Consider the following 20,252-nt stretch of genomic DNA (forward strand, 5'->3'; position numbering starts at 1 on the left):
GATCGGACGTACCCGAAACGCTCACCATCGCAGACTTTCGGCCAGCAGACGATCAGTTCCGCCCGGCACAGGTGATGAGCGAGGGAGTTCGCTATGCAATCCGGTAACAAATCGCTGCTGCGCAGTTTGACGTCGATTCAGAAAGAACTGTGGATAGCGCACGAACTTTCCGATATTCCCAATAATTGCATCGTCTACATCGACATCCATACGGATCTGGAACTCGGATATTTCGCCGACGCCCTACAGCAGGTTTTCGCGGAGTCGCCGTCGCTGACGGTCAACATCGTCCGTGGGCCGAACGGGCCGATGCAGGTGGAACGGGATATCCGGGATTGGCTGCCCACCTATGTCGACTTCACCGCGGAACCGGACCCCACCGCCGCGGCGCTGGACTACATGGCCCGGGAACGTGAGCTCGGTTTCGATCTGGAACTGGACTCGCTGCTGCGGGTCGCGCTGCTCGAAGTCGGCGCCGATCACTACCTGCTCTCGATGTGCTTCCACCACATCATCATGGACGGTGTCGGCGTGGCCACCTGGGCGCAACGGGTGCTCGACGTGTACTGCGCCATGGTGGCCGGAACACCCATCGCACCAGCCGATTTCGTGCATATCGACGATCTCATCGAGCACGACCTCGCCTACCGCCGCCGCCGGCAGGCGATCGATCGCGCCTACTGGCGCAAGCAGATTCCGGCCGGGATCGAGCCGTTGCGACTGCCGGGGAACGCGGCGCCTGACACGCCACCGGGCCGCATCGGCAGTACCCACAGCTTCTCCGGCGCTGAGCTGGGCGGGCTGCTGAGCGCCGCGCGTTCGGCCGGCGTGAAGCTGCCCTACCTGCTGCTGTCCGTCGCCGCCGCCGCGATCCAGAGGTACGCGCTGCGCGACGAATTCTGTTTGCAGATACCGGTGTCGAATCAGGTCGGCATCGCGCACAAGACGCCGTGCCAGCTGTCGGACACGGTACCGCTGCTGGTCGATTCGAACCGTAATCTGTCGCTGGCGGAGCTGGCCCATCGAATCTATGCGACCATCGCAGGCGCCCGCGATCATCTGCGGTACGGCCTCTCCGATATCCGCCGGGATCTGAGAATACCGAAGACGAAAGGCAATCCGTTCGGCCCGGTCGTCAACGTGATGTCGTTCTTCGGGGCACTGGAAATGTCGGGCGGCACCGCCGACCTCCAGCTCTATTCCGCCGGTAACAGCGGCGATCTGTCCATCGTCTTCTATTACGAGCGGCGTTCGGACCGGGGCGGATATCTGCGGATCGAAGGCGACGCGCAACGCTATACCGACGCCGACCTGCACACCTATCTTGACTCCATCGCGCGCTTCCTGCGCCAGGCGATCGCCGAGCCGGGCGTATCCATCGGCGCGGTGGACATTCTCGGTCCTGATCGCCGCCTGGTGCTCGAGGCGTGGAACGACACGGCGGTGCCGGTGGACCCGGATGCGACGTTGGTGGGACTGTTCGAAGAGCAGGTGCGCCGCGCGCCGGACGCGGTCGCGGTGGAGTCCGGCACGGGGGAGCTTTCCTACCGGGAACTCGACATGTGGGCGGATCGGGTTGCGCGCACGCTGATTTCCCGCGGAGTGCGCCCGGACAGCGTGGTCGCGGTGGCGTTGCCGCGGTCGGTGGAGTTGATCGTCGCGATCCTGGCGGTGGTGAAAGCGGGCGGCGCCTATCTGCCCGTCGATCCGGGCTATCCGGCCGAGCGCCTGGCCTTCGTGCTCGGCGATGCCGCGCCGGTGGCTGTGCTCACCGACGCGGCCACCGCGAACACGTTGCCGCGCAATCCGGTTCCGGTGATCCTCGTCGGGGAGGTCGCGGGGGAACGGTCGGGCGTGGTGCGTCCGGTGCCGCTGCGACCGGGCAACCTGGCCTACCTCATCTACACTTCCGGGTCCACCGGGCGGCCCAAGGGTGTCGGGGTCACCCATCGCAACGTGGCCTCGCTGTTCCTGAGCACCGCCCCGTGGTGCGGTTTCGGTTCGGCAGACGTGTGGGCGTGGTGTCACTCCCAGGCCTTCGACTTCTCGGTGTGGGAGATCTGGGGTGCGCTGCTGCACGGCGGCCGGGTCGTCGTGGTGCCGTGGGACGTGGTGCGCACCCCGGCGCAGCTCTGGGATCTGGTGGTGGACCGGGGCGTGACGGTGCTCAACCAGACGCCGTCCGCCTTCTACGCGCTGGCCGAAGCGCGCGCCGCCGGCGACCGCGCCGAATCAGCCCTGCGCATGGTGATTTTCGGCGGCGAGGCATTGCAGCCCGGCTACCTGCGGCCGTGGTACTCGGCCGGCCACGGGGCAGGCCCGGCCCTGGTGAACATGTATGGGATCACCGAAACCACCGTGCACGTCACGAGACTCGAACTGTCGGCGGCACAGCCGGCCCGCGGTGGCAGCCCGATCGGCTCGGCGATCGCGAACATGCGTGTGTACGTGCTGGATTCGTGGTTGCTACCGGTACCCGTGGGTGTCGCCGGTGAATTGTACGTAGCGGGAGCGCAATTGGCGCGCGGCTACCACGGGCGAGCCGGACTGACCGCGGCCCGCTTCGTGGCCGATCCGTTCGATCCGGCGGGCGGCGGTCGCCTGTACCGCACCGGTGACGTGGTGCGCTGGACCGCGGACGGGGCGCTGGAGTACGTGGGCCGGGCCGACGATCAGGTCAAGATCCGCGGCTTCCGGATCGAACCGGGCGAGGTGGAAGCCGTACTGGCACAACATCCGTCGGTGGCCCAGGCCGTGGTGGTGGCGCGCGACGCCGAAGGCGGCAAGCAGCTGGTCGGGTATGTGGTGGCCGAGCGCAACGGTCGCCCGAACGGGCACGGCCTGGACGGGGCGCAAGTCCGCCGATTCGCCGCCGAGCGGCTGCCCGAGTTCCTGGTGCCCGCCGCGGTGCTGGTGCTCGACGCGGTGCCGTTGACGCCCAACGGGAAACTCGACCGTGCCGCGTTGCCCGCTCCGGAATGGGTGTCCTCGGCGGGGTATCGGGCGCCGGGCAACGAGACCGAACGGGTCCTGGCGGGCCTGTTCGCCGAGGTGCTCGGGGTGGACCGGGTCGGCGTGGACGACAGCTTCTTCGAATTGGGCGGCCATTCGCTGTCCGCCACACGCTTGATCAGCCGGATCCGCGCCACGCTGGGCGTCGAGGTGCCGATCCGGACGGTGTTCGACGCGGCGACCGTGGCGCAGTTGGCGACTCGGCTCGACGACAGCGCTCAGGTGCGTCCCACGCTGACGACTCGCCCACGGCCGGGCGTGCTCCCGCTGTCGTACGCGCAGCGGCGGCTGTGGTTCATCCATCGGCTGGAAGGGCCCTCGGCCACCTATAACGTGCCGCTGGCGGCGCGGGTGCGGGGCGCGTTCGATCCGGCGGCGTTCACCGCGGCCCTCGGCGACGTGCTGGCCAGGCACGAGAGCCTGCGCACGGTCTTCGCCGAGATCGACGGTGTGCCCGCACAGCGGGTGCTCGACGCGGACGGCGTGCGGATACCTGTGCTCGTCACCGATGTGGACGCCGCCGACACAGCGGCGGCGGTGGCCGAGGCCGCGGGCTATCGCTTCGACCTGTCGACGGAGATCCCGCTGCGGGCCCACGTGTTGCGCTGCGGCACCGATGATTGGGCGCTACTCGTGCTGATCCATCACATCGTCGGCGACGGCTGGTCGGTGACGACTCTGCTGCGGGATGTGTCGCAGGCGTACACGGCTCGGCGCGCGCAGCGGGAGCCGCAGTGGACGCCGTTGCCGGTGCAGTACGCGGACTACACGCTGTGGCAGCGCGAGATGCTGGGCTCGGCGGCCGACCCGGGCAGCGTGCTCGCGCGGCAATTCGACTACTGGCGAACCGAACTCGACGAGCTGCCCGAGCAACTGCCGTTGCCACTGGATCGGCCGCGGCCGCGGGTGGCCGGCTATCGCGGCGACCGCGTCCTGTTCGAGATCGACGCCGAGACCCGGGCCGGGGTCGAGCACCTCGCGGGTCGTGCGGGCGCGACGGTCTCGATGGTGTTGCAGGCCGCGCTGGCGGTGTTGCTGAACAAACTCGGTGCGGGGGAGGATATTCCGATCGGCGCGCCGATCGCGGGCCGGACCGACGAGGCGCTGGCCGAGCTGGTCGGCTGCTTCGTCAACACCTGGGTGCTGCGCGCGGCCGTCGCGCCCGCGGCGACGTTCACCGCGATCCTGGCCGGTGTCCGGGCGAAAGCGCTGGCCGCCTACGAGAATCAGGACGCGCCGTTCGAGCTGCTGGTCGAGCTGCTCAATCCGGTGCGTTCGGCGGCCCACCATCCGCTGTTCCAGGTGCTGCTGACGTTGCAGAACAACGCCTTTCCGGCCCTCGTCCTGCCCGGTGCCGACGTGACGCCTTTCCTGCCGCCCACCACCACGTCGCGCTTCGATCTGACCTTCGACATCGCCGCCGCCGCGGTGACGGCGCCGGACAACGGCGCCGCGCCTGATCCGGTCGGCTGGCAAGGCTACATCGAATACGCCACCGAGCTGTTCGATCGGAGCACTGTGACGGCGATGGCCGCGCGCTGGGTGCGGATTCTGCGACAGGTGGTGGCCGACCCGGACCGGCCGGTGGGGTCGATCGACGTCCTCGACGGCGCGGAGCGGGATCTGCTGGTGCGGCAATGGAACCGGCACGCCGCGCCGTCGGCCCGGCCCGGCACCACGCTCGAGCGGTTCGAGGCGCAGGCGGCCGCGACCCCGGACGCGATCGCGGTGGTCGGTGCGGACGCCGAGGTCTCGTACCGGGAACTCGACGATCGGGCGGATCGACTCGCGCGCGTCCTGACCGCGCGGGGAGTGGCCCCGGAAACAATCGTGGCGGTGGCGTTGCCCCGCTCGCCGGAGCTGATCGTGGCGTTGCTCGCGGTGTGGAAAGCAGGCGGCGGGTATCTGCCGATCGATCCGGCATATCCCTCGGACCGGTTGGCGTTCATCCTCGCCGATGCCGCGCCGGTGGTGCTCGTCACCGACCGTGCCACCGCACCCACACTGCCGGACACCGCGATCGCCCGTCTGCACATCGACGGCCTCGAGCATCCCGACACGACCGCAGCGCCACGCGGCGGTGCCGCGCGTGCGGGCAATCTCGCGTATCTGATCTACACGTCCGGCTCCACCGGCGTGCCGAAAGGCGTTGCGGTCACCCATGACAACGTGCACAGCCTCGCGGCCCAGGCGTGGGCGGCGGGACCGGGCGAGCGCGTCCTGGTGCATTCCTCGACCGCGTTCGACGCCTCGACCTACGAGATCTGGCCCGCCCTGATCGCGGGCGGCGCAGTCGTGCTCGCCGGTGCGTCGCGGTCGGACGCCGCCGAGATCGTCGGATTGGTCGCGTCGCGGGCGGTGACCAAGATGTTCTCCACCCCGGCGTTGCTGGCGGTGCTGCTCGAACACGCGGAAACGCTGCCGGGCCGCCCGCTGCGCGGCCTGAACCAGGTGATCGTCGGTGGCGCCGAACTCGACGCGGCACTGGTGCATCGGGTGCGGACCGCCAGTGCCGGCGCACAGGTGATCAACGGCTACGGACCGACCGAGACCACGGTATTCGCCACGGTGTTCGGTGCCGACGGCGTGAGCGCGCACGCGGCGGCGGTGCCGATCGGGTCGCCGTTGGCCGATGTCGGCGCCTTCGTGCTGGATTCGTGGCTGCGGCCGGTGCCGATCGGCGTCGCGGGGGAGCTGTACGTGGCCGGGGCCCAGGTGGCACGCGGGTATCGTGGGCGGCCGGGGTTCACCGCGACGCGGTTCGTGGCCGATCCCTTCGACGCGGCCGGCGGCCGGTTGTATCGCACCGGTGATGTGGTGCGCTGGCACCGGTCCGGGCAGCTGGAGTTCGTCGGGCGGGTCGACGATCAGGTGAAGATCCGCGGCTTCCGGGTCGAGCCGGGTGAAGTGGAAATCGTGCTGGCCCAGCATCCTTCGGTGTCGCGCGCCGTGGTCGTGGCCCGCACCACCGCGGTCGGGGAGCAACTGGTCGGCTACGTCGTCGCAAAGCACACCGGCGGCGGAGCGGGCACGAACGGTCACACCGAGCTGACGGGCGCCGACGTGCGCGCGTTCGCCGCCGAGCGGCTGCCCGAATTCATGGTGCCCGCAGCGGTTCTCGTCCTCGACGCGGTGCCGCTGACGCCGAACGGCAAACTGGATCGAGGCGCGCTGCCCGAGCCCGAATTGCGTTCCGCCGCACGGTATCGCGCGCCGAGCACCATCCAGGAACACATGCTGGTCGAGCTGTATCGGGAGATCCTCGGCCGCGACCGGGTCGGCGTGGACGACAGCTTCTTCGAACTCGGCGGTCATTCGCTGCTCGCGACCCGGCTGGCCAGCCGGATCCGGGTGGTGCTCGGCGTCGAGGTGCCGATCCGGACGGTGTTCGACGCGCCGACCGTGGCGCAGCTGGTGACCAGGCTCGACGCCGACGAGCAGGTGCGTCCGGCGCTGTCGAGTCAGGCTCGGCCCGAAGTGATTCCGCTGTCCTACGCGCAGCAGCGACTGTGGTTCATCCACCGCCTGGAAGGTCCCTCGGCCACTTACAACATGGTGCTGGCGGTCCGGCTGCACGGACTGGATGTCGAGGCTTTCGGCGCCGCCGTGCGTGATGTGGTGGCCAGGCACGAGAGCTTGCGCACGATCTTCGTCGCCGCCGACGGCGTGCCCGCTCAGCGGGTGCTCGCGATGGAGGACATCGAGGTACCGGTGGTGGTGACCGAGGTGGCCGCCGCCGACGTGCACGCGGCCGTCACGGGAGCCGCCCGGTACGGCTTCGACCTGTCCGCGGAGATCCCCCTGCGTGCCAGTGTCTTCCGGTACGCCCCGGACGAGTGCGTCGCGGTGGTGCTGATCCATCACATCGCCGGGGACGGCTGGTCGCTGACGCCGCTGCTGCGGGATCTGTCCGCCGCGTACGACTCCCGCCTGGCGGGCCGCGCCCCGCGCTGGACCGCGCTGCCGGTGCAGTACGTGGACTACACGCTGTGGCAGCGAGACCTGCTCGGTGCGCCGGATGATCCGGACAGTGTGCTCGCGCGCCAATTCGAGTACTGGCGCAACGAACTCGACGAGGTGCCCGAACAGCTGCGGCTGCCCACTGATCGACCGCGGCCGCGGGTGGCGAGCTATCGCGGTGACGTGGTCGCCTTCGAGGTCGACGCGCCGCTGCGCGCGGAGGTGGAACAGTTCGCGGCCCGCGAAGGCGCGACGGTGTCGATGGTGTGGCAAGCGGCGCTGGTCGTGCTGCTGTCCAAACTCGGTGCGGGCGAAGATATTCCGATCGGCGCGCCGATCGCGGGCCGGACCGACGCGGCATTGGCGGATCTGGTCGGCTTCTTCGTGAACACCTGGGTGCTGCGCGCCACGGTCACGCCCGCGGCGTCGTTCGCCGAGGTGCTGGGACAGGTCCGGGCGAAAGCGCTGGCCGCGTACGAGAATCAGGATATTCCGTTCGAACTGCTGGTGGAGCTGCTCAACCCGGTGCGCTCGGCGGCGCACCATCCGCTGTTCCAGGTGACGCTGGCCTTCCAGAACAACACGCTGCCCGCCTTGGAGCTGTCGGGGGTGCGGCTCGAACCGTACGACGCGTCCACCGCGACTTCGCGTTTCGACCTGTTCTTCAATGTGTCGGAGGCGCCGGCCGGTGCGCCGTGGCGCGGCTTCGTCGAATACGCGACCGAATTGTTCGACCGATCCACGGTTACGGCCATGGCGCAACGGCTGGTGCGGGTACTGCGTCTGGCGGTGTCGAGTCCGGCCGCACCGGTGGGCGCGATCGATCTGCTCGACGGTGCGGCACGTGAACTGGTGCTGACCCGCTGGAACGACACCGCGTGCGCGTTGCCGGAAGCCACCGTGGCCGGCCTGTTCGAAGCGCAGGCCACCCGCACGCCCGATGCGGTGGCCGTCGTCGGCGCGGCCACCGAACTCACCTACCGCGACCTGGATGGTCAGGCCGATCGCCTCGCGCGGCATCTGCGTGCGCACGGCGTCGGGCCCGACCGTATCGTCGCGGTGGCCCTGCCCCGGTCGGCGGAGCTGGTCGTCGCCCTGCTCGCGGTGCTGAAGGCGGGCGGCGGATATCTGCCGATCGATCCGATCTACGCGACGGATCGGTTGGCGTTCGTGCTGAACGATGCGGCGCCGGTGCTCGTGCTCACCGATGCCGCCACCGAGAACACGGTGCCGCGCAACGCCATACCGCGCCTGCGAGTCGACACAGCGGAGCTGCCGGACCTCGGCGACCGCAGCGGTACGGCTCAGCCGCAGAACCTGGCGTATGTGATCTATACCTCCGGTTCGACCGGTGTGCCCAAAGGCGTCGGGGTGACGCATCGCAACGTGGTCAACCTGGTGACGCAGGCTTGGTCGGCGGGTCCCGGCGATCGGGTGCTGGTGCACTCCTCGGTCGCGTTCGACGCGTCCACCTACGAGATTTGGCCCGCGCTGTGCGGCGGCGCGACGCTGGTGATCGCCGGGGCGCGGCGTTCGGATCCGGGCGAGATCACCCGCCTGATCGCGAGCCGGTCGGTGACGAAGCTGTTCGCGACACCGCCGCTGCTCTCGGCGCTGGCCGAGCACGCGGCGTCGGTGCCGGGCACGCCGTTGCGCAACCTGACCCAGGTGAACACCGGAGCCGACACGCTGCCCAGCGGTTTGGTCGACGCGTTGCACGCGGTGTGCGGCGATGTCCGAGTGGACAACCTCTACGGCCCGACCGAGGGGACGGTAAACGTCACCGCCTACCGCGTGCCTACCGGTCTGCGGGACACGATGGTGCCGATCGGGGCGCCGGTGGCGAACAGCCGTGTGTACGTGCTGGATTCGTGGCTCACGCCGGTCCCGGTGGGGGTGGCCGGTGAATTGTATGTATCCGGTGCGCAATTGGCGCGCGGCTACCGCGGGCGGGCCGGGTTGACCGCGGCGCGGTTCGTGGCCGATCCGTTCGATCCGGCGGGTGGCCGGCTGTATCGGACCGGCGATGTGGTGCGCTGGACCGGTTCGGGCGTGCTGGAGTTCGTCGGCCGCGCCGACGATCAGGTCAAGATCCGGGGGTTCCGAGTGGAACCGGCCGAGGTGGAAACCGTGCTGGCGCAACACCCGTCGGTGGCCCAGGCGGTCGTGGTGGCCCGCGACACCGGCAACGAGGGCGGCAAGCAGTTGGTGGGTTACGTCGTCGCCGACCGTTCGGGGCCGACCGTGGGCGAGGACGAGTTGGTGGGGCAGTGGCGCCGGGTATACGACGACCTGTACGCCGCGGCGAGCGAGAGCGTCACCCGCTCCGACGCGCAGGCCGGGTTCGGCAACGACTTCGGTGGTTGGAACAGCAGTTACACCGGTGCGCCGATTCCGTTGGCGCAGATGCGGGAGTGGCGGGCGGCGACGGTGGATCGGATTCGGGATCTGGGTCCGCGTCGGGTGCTGGAGATCGGTGTGGGGTCGGGTCTGTTGATGTCGCAGTTGGCTCCGGAGTGCGCCGAGTACCACGCGACGGACTTCTCCGCCGAGACCATCGCCTCGCTGCGCCACCAGCTCGCGCAGTTGCGGCAGGACTGGGTCGAGCATGTCGAGCTGAGCGTCCGGGCCGCCGACGACGGGTCGGGCTTGCCGGTAGGCCATTTCGACACGGTGATCGTGAACTCGGTGATCCAGTACTTCCCCGGAGAGCGGTACCTGCGCCGCGTGCTCGAGCACGCGTTGCGCGCGCTGGCGCCCGGCGGCGCGGTGTTCGTCGGTGACATCCGAAATCTGGCCCTGCTCACCGAGTTCGCCACCGCGGCGCAGATCCGGCGCAACGGCGGTGCGGATCCGGCGGCGGTCGAGGACCGCGTGCGCCGCGATATCGCCGCCGAACAGGAACTGCTGCTCGCACCGGAGTACTTCCCGGCGCTGCGCGGGGAGCTCGAGATCGGCGCGGTGGATATCGCGCTCAAGCGCGGATATTCGGTCAACGAGTTGACCCGGTACCGGTACGACGTGGTCCTGTACAAGGCTCCGGTGGCCCCTGTCGCTGTTGCCGAACTGCCGGAAGCTGCCTTCCGCGACGGCGAATGGCTGCGGACGTTGCTGCGGGAGCGTTGTGCCGGCGTCCGGGTCACCGGTATTCCGCACGCCGGGCTCGTCGGGGAGGTCGCGGCCGCGCATCGGATTCGCAACGGTGTGCCGGTCGACCCGGGCCGCGAAAACGGCGCTCTCGCCGCGGGTTTCGAAGGTGTACTCGGTGACTACGCGTCGCGCTCGGGAACCGGTCTGCTGCCCGAGGACCTGCACCGGTTCGGCGCGGAATTCGGCTACCGGACCGCGGTCACGTGGTCGGCGGAGCCGGGCCGGATGACGGCCGTGTTCGTCGACGCCGCGACGGCGCCGGATGGACCGCTCGCCGACGTCTACCCATCGACGGCGCAGGGTGATCCGGCTCGGTACGCGAACAGCCCGCACGCGGGCCTGCTGGCCGCCGAGGTACGCCGCTGGGCCACCGACCGGCTGCCCGAGTTCATGGTGCCCGCGACCGTGCTGGTGCTCGACTCGGTGCCGTTGACCGCGACCGGCAAGCTCGACCGGGCCGCCCTGCCCGACCCGGAGTTCGCCCCCGCGCGCGCCTACCGGGCACCGCGCGACGAGCGCGAGCGGGTGCTGGCCGAATTGTTCGCCGAGATCCTCGGCCTGGACCGCGTCGGCGTCGATGACAGCTTCTTCGCGCTGGGCGGGCACTCGTTGCTCGCCACCCGGCTGGCCAGCCGCATCCGGGTGGTGCTCGGGGTGGAAGTGCCGATCCGGACGGTGTTCGACGCACCGACGGTGGCGCAGTTGGTGACTCGGCTCGACGCAAACGCACGGCTGCGGCCGGCCCTGGTCGCGCGGCCGCGCCCGGATGTGGTGCCGTTGTCGTTCGCGCAGCGACGGTTGTGGTTCATCCACCGCCTCGAAGGCCCCTCGGCCACCTACAACATGGCCTACGCGGTGCGGCTGCACGGGGCGGACGCCGCCGTGTTGACCACAGCCATCGGTGACGTGGTGCGCAGACACGAAAGCCTGCGCACGATCTTCGTCGACGCCGACGGCGTGCCGTCGCAACGGGTACTCGACGCGGACGGCCTCGAGCTTCCGGTGCACCGCAGCATCGTCGACCCGGCCCAGGTCGACGCCGCGGTGACCGGCGCCGTGCGCTACGGCTTCGATCTTTCGACCGAGATCCCTTTGCGCGCAGACGTTTTCCAGTGCGGCGCGGACGAATACGTGGTGGTGCTGCTGATCCATCACATCGCCGGTGACGGCTGGTCGATGACGCCGCTGCTGCGGGACCTGTCGACGGCGTACACGGCTCGCATCGGTGGCCGGGCGCCGGATCAGCCGCCGCTGCCGGTGCAGTACGTGGACTACACGCTGTGGCAGCGCGAACTGCTGGGCGCGGCCACCGATCCGGACAGTGTGCTCGCCCGGCAATTCGAGTACTGGCGGCGTGAACTCGACGGCCTGCCCGACCAATTGCAACTGCCGACAGATCGGCCGCGGCCGCGGGTGGCCAGCTACCGCGGCGATATGGTGTTCTTCGAGATCGATCTCGAAACACGCACGGCGGTCGAACGCTTGGCGGCGGCCGAAGGCGCGACGGTCTCGATGGTGCTGCAGGCGGCGCTGGCCGTGCTGCTGAGCAGACTCGGTGCGGGCGAGGATATTCCGATCGGGTCGCCGATCGCCGGACGCACCGACGAGGCCCTGGCCGATCTGGTGGGCTTCTTCGTGAACTCCTGGGTGCTGCGCGCGAAGGTCCCGGTGGCCCAGTCGTTCCGGGAGATCCTGGCCCAGGTGCGGACGAAAGCGCTGGCCGCCTACGAGAACCAGGACGTCCCGTTCGAACTGCTGGTCGAGCTGCTCAATCCGGCGCGATCGGCGGCGCATCACCCGTTGTTCCAGGTGTCGCTGGCTTTCCAGAACAATGCGCTGCCGTCCCTCGAGCTGCCCGGCGTGCGGTTCGAGCCGCATGTCGCGACCACGGCGACCGCACGATTCGACCTGTTCTTCAACATCACCGACGCACCGGCCGGCCATGCCTGGAGCGGGCTGGTCGAGTATGCGACCGAGCTGTTCGACGGGTCGACGGTCGAGACCATGGTGCGCCGATTCGAGCAGGTGCTGCGCCGGATCGCGGTGGAACCCGCCGCTCCCGTGGGGTCGATCGATGTACTGGGCGCGGACGAACGAGAGTCGTTGCTGCACAGGTGGAACGCCGCGACGGCGGTGGTGCCGGAGACGACTCTGGTCGAGGTGTTCGAGGCCCAGGCGGCGCGGACGCCGGAGGCGCTCGCGGTGGTGTGTGCGGACACCGAGCTCACCTATCGCGAACTCGACCTGCGCGCGGGCCGGCTGGCGCGGATGCTGGTGGCCTACGGGGTCGGCGCGGAGCGGCTCGCCGCGGTGGCGTTGCCGCGCTCGCCGGACCTGCTCGTGACGTTGCTGGCCGTGTTGAAGGCCGGTGGCGGGTACCTGCCGATCGATCCGGCATATCCCTCGGATCGAGTCGAATTCGTGCTCACCGACGCGGCTCCCGTCGTCGTGGTGACGGATTCGGCGACCGCGAAACTGCTGCCGTCGACTTCGGCACCGCAGCTGCACCTGGACGCGCCCGACGCCGTAGCGGCCATGGCCGGACCTGCAGGGTCCGTCCAGGTGTCGAGCGGCGCGCCCGCGCCGCAGAACCTGGCCTACGTGATCTACACGTCCGGCTCGACCGGCAGGCCGAAAGGAGTTGCGATCACCCATCGCAACGTCGTCAACCTGGTGGCGCAGGCGTGGTCGGTGGCTGCGCGGGACCGCGTGCTGGTGCACTCCTCGATTGCCTTCGACGCGACCACCTACGAGATCTGGCCTGCCCTGTGCGGCGGTGCGGCGGTCGTGCTGACCTGTGCGCAGCGCGCGGATCTGGCGGAGATCACCCGGCTGGTGCAGCGGCGGTCGGTGACCAAGATGTTCGCCACACCGCCACTGCTCTCGGCGCTGTCCGACCATGTGGCGTCGCTGCCCGGCAGTCCGTTGCAATCGTTGCGCCGGGTGATCTCCGGCGGCGCGGAACTGACCGCCGACGTCGTGCGCAAGCTGCCCGAGCGCGGTGTTCGGGCGCAGGTCATGAACGGTTACGGGCCCACCGAGACCACGGCGTGCGTGACCACCTACGACGCCGGGGCCGAGCTCGACGGCCCCGTGCCGATCGGCGTGCCGGTGCCGAATACCCGGGTGTACGTGCTGGATTCGTGGCTGACGCCCGTGCCGGTGGGCGTGGCCGGTGAGTTGTACGTGGCGGGCGCCCAGGTGGGACGGGGTTATCGAGGCCGGTCCGGGCTGACCGCGGCCCGATTCGTGGCCGATCCGTTCGACGCCTCCGGCGGCCGGTTGTATCGCACCGGCGACGTGGTGCGCTGGAACCGTTCGGGGCAGCTCGAATTCGTGGGCCGGGTGGACGACCAGGTGAAGATCCGCGGCTTCCGGGTCGAGCCGGGCGAAGTGGAAACCGTGCTGAGCCAGCATCCTTCGGTGTCGCGTGCCGTCGTCGTCGCGCGCGAGACGGAGACGGGCGGCAAGCACCTGATCGGCTACGTGGTGCCCGAGCGATCGGGCACCGCCGGCGGTGAGGACGAGCTGGTGGGCCAGTGGCGTCGCGTGTACGACGACCTGTATTCCGGTGCGAGCAAGGCCGACAACGGCGCCCGCAACGGGCACGGTGGTGCGGCCACGGTGCCGTCGGCGGCCGAGCAGACGCCGTTCGGCGGCGACTTCGGTGGTTGGAACAGCAGTTACACCGGTGCGCCGATTCCGTTGGCGCAGATGCGGGAATGGCGCTCCGCCACCGTCGAGCGCATTCGCGGGTTGCGCCCAGAACGGGTGCTCGAGATCGGCGTCGGATCGGGTCTGCTGCTCTCGCAACTCGCCCCGGACTGCGTCGAATACCGGGCGACGGACCTGTCGGCGGCAACTGTCGACACGCTGCGGCAGCAGCTCGCGCGACTCGACGCGGACTGGACGGATCGGGTCGTGCTGAGCGCCCAGGCCGCCGATGACGTGACGGGGTTGCCGCAGCACCATTTCGACACGGTGGTGCTGAACTCCGTCGTCCAGTACTTCCCGAGCGAAGCGTATCTGCGCCGGGTGCTCGACCGTGTCCGCGGCCTGTTGGCCCCGGGTGGTGCGGTGTTCGTGGGCGACGTGCGCAATCTCGCGCTGCTGCCCGAGTTCGCGACCGCCGTGCAGATCACCCGGCACGGTGGCGAGGATCCGGCGACGGTCGCCGGCCGCGTCCGGCGCGATATCGCGGGGGAACAGGAGTTGCTCCTGGCCCCGGAATACTTCCTCGCGGCCGGGTTCGACGCGGTCGACATCCAGCTCAAGCGCGGACGATCGGTCAACGAGCTGACCCGGTTCCGCTACGACGTGGTCCTGCACAAGAGCCCGGCCACGCCGCTCTCGGTGTTCGACCTGCCGAAGGTCGAGTTCGACGACGGTGACCGACTGCGCGAGCTGTTGCGGTCGCGGCACCCGGAGGGCCTCAGGGTCACCGGGATCCCGCACGCCGGACTGCTCGGTCAGATCGCCGCGGCGCGGCGCATCGAGGAGGGTCTCCCGGTGTCGAGCGGGACGCAAAGCGACCCGCGCACCGCCGGTTTCGAGGGGATGCTCGACTCTTCCGGCCCGGCGGAGGTCGGCCTGCTGCCCGAGGACCTGCATGTGCTGGCCGGACAGTTCGGTTACGTCGCAGCCGTCACCTGGTCGGCGCGAGCGGATCGAATGGACGCGGTGTTCGTCGATGCGACAGGCGCGCAGCGACATTCGCTCGACGGCGTGTATCTGCCGACCGGCGCGCTCGGGGATCGAGGACATTACGCCAACAATCCGCAGGACAGCCTGCTGCCCGCCGGCGTGCGGGCGTTCGCGGCCGAACGGTTGCCGGATTTCATGGTGCCGACGGCGGTGCTGGTGCTGGACGCGGTGCCGCTGACCGCCAACGGCAAGCTCGATCGCGCCGTCCTGCCGGATCCGGAATTCCTGTCCGCCAAGGCTTATCGGGCGCCGCGCAACGACCTCGAGCAGACCCTGACGGGCCTGTTCAGCGAAATACTCGGGGTCGGACGGGTGGGCATCGACGACAGCTTCTTCGCACTGGGCGGCCACTCGCTGCTGGCCACCCGGCTGGCGAGCCGGATCCGGGCGGTGCTCGGCGTCGAGGTGCCGATCCGGGTGATGTTCGAGGCCGCGACCGTCGCCGAACTCGCCGACCGGTGGCCCCGGCTCGCGCCGTCGCGACGGCCGGCGCTGCGCAGGATGAACCGAGAGGTGGGTCTGTGATGATTCCTTTGTCGTACGCGCAGCGGCGTTTGTGGTTCATCCATCGGCTGGAGGGCCCGTCCGCCACCTACAACATGCCGCTGACGGTCCGGTTGACCGGCCCGTTCGATGCGCGGGCCTTCGCGGCCGCGGTCGGTGACGTGGTCGGCAGGCACGAGAGCCTGCGCACGGTCTTCGTCGAGGTGGACGGCGTGCCCGCGCAGCGGGTGCTCGACGTGGACCGAGCCGAGGCGCCGGTGACGGTCACCGAGGTGGCCGCTGCCGCACTCGACGCCGCCGTGGCAGCGGCGGTGCGGCACGAATTCGATCTGGCGTCGGAGATCCCGATCCGGGCCGAGGTGTTCCGCTATGCCGAGCAGGCCTGTGTGGTGGTGCTGCTGATCCATCACATCGCCGGTGACGGCTGGTCCATGACACCGTTGCTGCGCGACCTGTCCGAGGCGTACGCGGCGCGGCGGCAGGGCACGGCCCCGGAATGGGAGCCGCTGCCGGTGCAGTACGTGGATTACACGCTGTGGCAACAGGAATTGCTCGGGTCGGCGACCGACCCGGACAGCGTGCTGTCTCAGCAGTTCGCGTACTGGCGGCGGGAACTGGACGGCGTGCCCGAACAATTGGCGCTGCCGCTGGACCGGCCCCGGCCGCGGGTGGCGAGCCATCGCGGCGAGGTGCTGGTGTACGGGATCGACGCCGAATCGCGCGCCGAGGTAGAGCGCTTCGCCGCGGCGGCGGGGGCCACGGTCTCGATGGTGTGGCAGGCGGCCCTGGCGGTGCTGCTGGCCAAACTCGGTGCGGGCGAGGATATTCCGATCGGCGCGCCGATCGCGGGCCGCACCGACGACGCGCTGACCGAGCTGGTCGGCTTCTTCGTCAACACCTGGGTGTTGCGCGCTCAGGTGTCGGCGACGGACACCTTCGCCGACCTCGTGGGTCAGGTCAAGGCGAAAGCGCTGGCCGCCTACGAGAATCAGGATCTGCCCTTCGAATTGCTGGTCGAACTGCTCAATCCGGCACGTTCGGCCGCACACCATCCGCTGTTCCAGGTACTGCTGAGCGTCCAGAACAACACCGCCCCGGCCTTTTCCCTGTCCGGGGTCGGCTTCGAGCCCTACGCGCTGGCGACCACGACGTCGCGTTTCGATCTGACGTTCAACATCGCCGACGCGGCCGGTGGCTGGGACATGCACATCGAGTACGCCACGGACCTGTTCGATCGAACCACCATCGAGGCGCTGACGGCGCGGTTCGTCCGGCTCGTCCGGGCGGCCGTGTCGGCGCCGGATCGTCCGGTGGGGTCGATCGACCTGCTCGACATCGGCGAACGCGCGCTCGTATTGCGCCGCTGGAACGACACTGCGCGCGAGCTGCCCGGCACTACCGTCACCGAACTGTTCACCGCGCAGGTCGCCCGCACGCCGGACGCGATCGCCGTGATCTGCGATAAGCATCGGCTGACCTACCGGGACCTCGGCGCTCGGGCGGATCGGCTGGCGCGCGTGCTGATCTCGCGTGGCGTGCGCCCGGACAGCGTCGTCGCCGTGGCTTTGCCGCGTTCGGTGGATCTGCTGGTCGCTCTGGTCGCGGTGTTGCGTGCCGGGGGAGGTTATCTGCCGATCGACCCCGGATACCCCTCGGAGCGGCTGGCTTTCGTGCTCGCCGACGCCGGGCCGGTCGTCGTGGTGACCGATCCGAGCACAGCGCGAGTGCTGCCGTCCACGGACATACCGCACTTGTCTGTCGACACCGAGGACACGGGACTCACCGGTCCGGTCGGCGAGCCCTCGGCTGAAGACCTGGCGTATGTGATCTACACGTCCGGTTCGACCGGCGTGCCCAAAGGCGTTGGCATCACGCATCGCAACGTGGTGAACCTGGTGGCGCAGGCATGGACGGCCGGGCCTGCGGATCGGGTGCTGGTGCATTCGTCGATCGCCTTCGACGCGTCCACCTACGAGATCTGGCCCGCCCTGTGCGGCGGCGCGACCCTGGTGGTCGCGACCGAGCAGCGGTCGGATCCGGCGGAGATCTCGCGCCTGGTCGCGCTGCACTCGGTGACGCGAATGTTCGCGACACCGGTCCTGCTCGCCGCATTGGTCGAGTATGCCGAACCGCTGCCGGACCGGCCGCTGGCCGCCCTGGCACAGGTGCACACCGGCGCCGACACGGTGTCTTCGGCACTGGTCGAGGGGCTGCGCACGGTGTGCGACGGGGTGCGGGTGGACAATCTCTACGGCCCGACCGAGGCAACGGTGAACGTGACGTCCTACACGGCACCGGATCTCGTGCCGGGCGCGACGGTGCCCATCGGCGGGCCGGTGGCCAATACCCGGGTGTACGTGCTGGATTCGCGGCTGTTGCCGGTGCCCGTGGGTGTCGACGGCGAGTTGTACGCGGCCGGTGCACAGTTGGCGCGCGGCTATCGCGGACGGCCGGGCTTGACGGCGGCGCGGTTCGTGGCCGACCCGTTCGATCCGACGGGTGGGCGGTTGTATCGCACCGGTGACGTGGTGCGCTGGACGGCGGCCGGGGTGTTGGAGTTCGTGGGCCGGGCCGACGATCAGGTGAAGATCCGGGGGTTCCGCGTCGAGCCCGGCGAGGTGGAAGCGGCTCTGGCGCAGCATCCTTCGGTCGCGCAGGCCGTAGTCGTCGCGGTGGACACCGCATCCCGGGGCAAGCAGCTGATCGGGTACGTGGTCGCCGAGCGCGCGGCCGCGGCGGAACTCGACGGCGCCGAGGTGCGCCGTTTCGCGGGTACCCGCCTGCCGGACTTCCTGGTGCCGGCAGCGGTGCTGGTGGTGGACGCGGTGCCGCGGACCGCGAACGGCAAGCTCGATCGGGCCGCGTTGCCGGTCCCGGAGTTCAGGTCCGCGGCCGAGTATCGAGCTCCCGGCACGGCGCAGGAACGGCTGCTCGCCGAATTGTTCGCCGAGGTGCTCGGCGTCGAACGGGTCGGCGCGGACGACAGCTTCTTCGAACTGGGCGGGCACTCGCTGCTGGCGACGCGGCTGGCCAGTCGCATCCGCACGGCGATGGGGGCCGAGGTAGCGATCCGCGCGATCTTCGAGGCGCCGACGGTGGGCCAGCTGGTGACCCGGCTCGAGGCGGGGGCCCGGCCGCGGCCGGTGTTGGCGGCGCGACCGCGCCCGGCCGTGCTCCCGCTGTCGTTCGCGCAGCGGCGGCTGTGGTTCGTGCACCGCTTGGAAGGACCGTCGGCCACTTTCAACATCCCGTTGGCGGTGCGGTTGCGCGGGGTGGACGTTTCGGCGCTGGGCGGCGCGCTGCGCGATGTGGTGGCCCGGCACGAGAGCCTGCGCACGATGTTCACCGAGCGCGACGGGGTACCCGCGCAACAGATCGTGGCCGCGGAATCCGTCGAGGTGCCCGTCGTCGTCACCGATACGAGCCCGGACGACGTGGCGGCCGCGGTGCGGGCGGCGGTGCGCTACGGCTTCGACCTGTCCACGCAGATCCCGGTCCGCGCCACCGTGTTCCGGTGTGCCGACGACGAATGCGTGGTCGTGGTGCTGCTGCATCACATCGCGGGGGACGGCTGGTCGATGACGCCGCTGCTGCGGGATCTGGCGTCGGCGTACGCCGCCCGCCTCGCCGGGCGGGCGTCGGACTGGTCGCCGCTGCCGGTGCAGTACGCGGATTACACGCTGTGGCAACGCGAATTGCTCGGCGCGCAGACCGATCCGGACAGCGTGCTGTCCCAGCAGTACGAGTACTGGCGGCGCGAACTCGCCGGGCTGCCCGAACAATTGCGACTGCCGACCGATCGGCCACGGCCGCGGGTCGCCGGATATCGCGGCGACGTGGTGGCGTTCGGCATCGACCCCGGGACGCGCGCCGCGGTAGAACGCTCGGCGGCGCGTGCGGGCGCGACCGTCTCGATGGTGTTGCAGTCGACCTTGGCCGTATTGCTGTTCGAACTCGGTGCGGGCGAGGACATTCCGATCGGCTCGCCGATCGCCGGGCGCACTGACGAGGCGCTCGCCGATCTGGTGGGCTTCTTCGTGAACACCTGGGTGCTGCGGACCGCCGTCACGCCCGCCGCGTCGTTCGCACAGATCCTCGCCCAGGTTCGGGCGAAAGCCCTTGCCGCCTACGAGAATCAGGACATTCCGTTCGAATTGCTGGTCGAACTGCTCAATCCGGTGCGCTCGGCCGCGCATCATCCGCTGTTCCAGGTGTCACTGGCGTTCCAGAACAACACATTGCCGGCGTTCGAGCTGCACGGCACCGAATTCGCGCCCTACGACGTGTCGCTGGGCGTCGCGCGCTTCGATCTGTTCTTCAACATCGCCGACGCGCCCGCCGGTCAGCAGTGGAGCGGTCTGGTCGAATACGCGACCGAACTGTTCTCCCGGGCCACCGTCGAGACGATGGTGGCGCGACTGCTGCGCGTGCTGGAGCAGGTGACGGCCGACCCGGACCGGCCCGTCGGCCGTCTCGACGTGCTCGAACCCGGCGAACGGGACGCGATGGTGCGCCGGTGGAACGGTGCGTGCGCCGATGTCACGGAGACCACGGTGGCCGGGCTGTTCGAGGCGCAGGTAGCCCGCACGCCTGAGGCGATCGCGGTCGCCTGCGCGGATGCCGAGCTGTCCTATCGTGAACTCGACGCGCGCGCCGACCGGCTCGCGCAGCTCCTGGTCGCGCAGGGCGTCGGGCCGGACGCCGTCGTCGCCGTGGCCCTGCCGAGGACGGTGGAGCTGATCGTGGCGCTGCTCGGCGTGCTGAAAGCGGGCGGCGGCTACTTGCCGATCGATCCGGCGTACCCCGCGGATCGGCTGCGGTTCGTGCTCGCAGACGCCGCGCCCGTCGTCGTGCTGACCGATGCCGCGACCGCGCGACTGCTGCCCGACTCGGCGACGCCACACCTGTGTCTGGACGGTGAA

Annotated in this window: 2 protein-coding genes; both read left to right on the top strand. The window is 69.9% G+C overall.

Annotation, left to right across the window (positions count from 1 at the left end):
- Nucleotides 1-93: 93 nt before the first annotated feature.
- Nucleotides 94-15,351, top strand: a complete 15,258-nt coding sequence (locus NBRGI_RS22785) for a non-ribosomal peptide synthetase (protein WP_036560403.1) — start codon at nt 94-96, stop codon at nt 15,349-15,351.
- Nucleotides 15,351-20,252: non-ribosomal peptide synthetase (locus NBRGI_RS44105; RefSeq protein ID WP_036560423.1), on the top strand; the 4,902-nt coding region annotated here is incomplete at its 3' end. The genes NBRGI_RS22785 and NBRGI_RS44105, both read left to right, overlap by 1 nt.

It is taken from the genome of Nocardia brasiliensis IFM 10847 (assembly GCF_000710915.1).
GTDB lineage: Bacteria > Actinomycetota > Actinomycetes > Mycobacteriales > Mycobacteriaceae > Nocardia > Nocardia brasiliensis_A.

Bases quoted from the DNA above. Each gene is read 5' to 3' on its own strand.
- NBRGI_RS22785 (WP_036560403.1), top strand. From the start codon at position 94: ATGCAATCCGGTAACAAATCGCTGCTGCGCAGTTTGACGTCGATTCAG.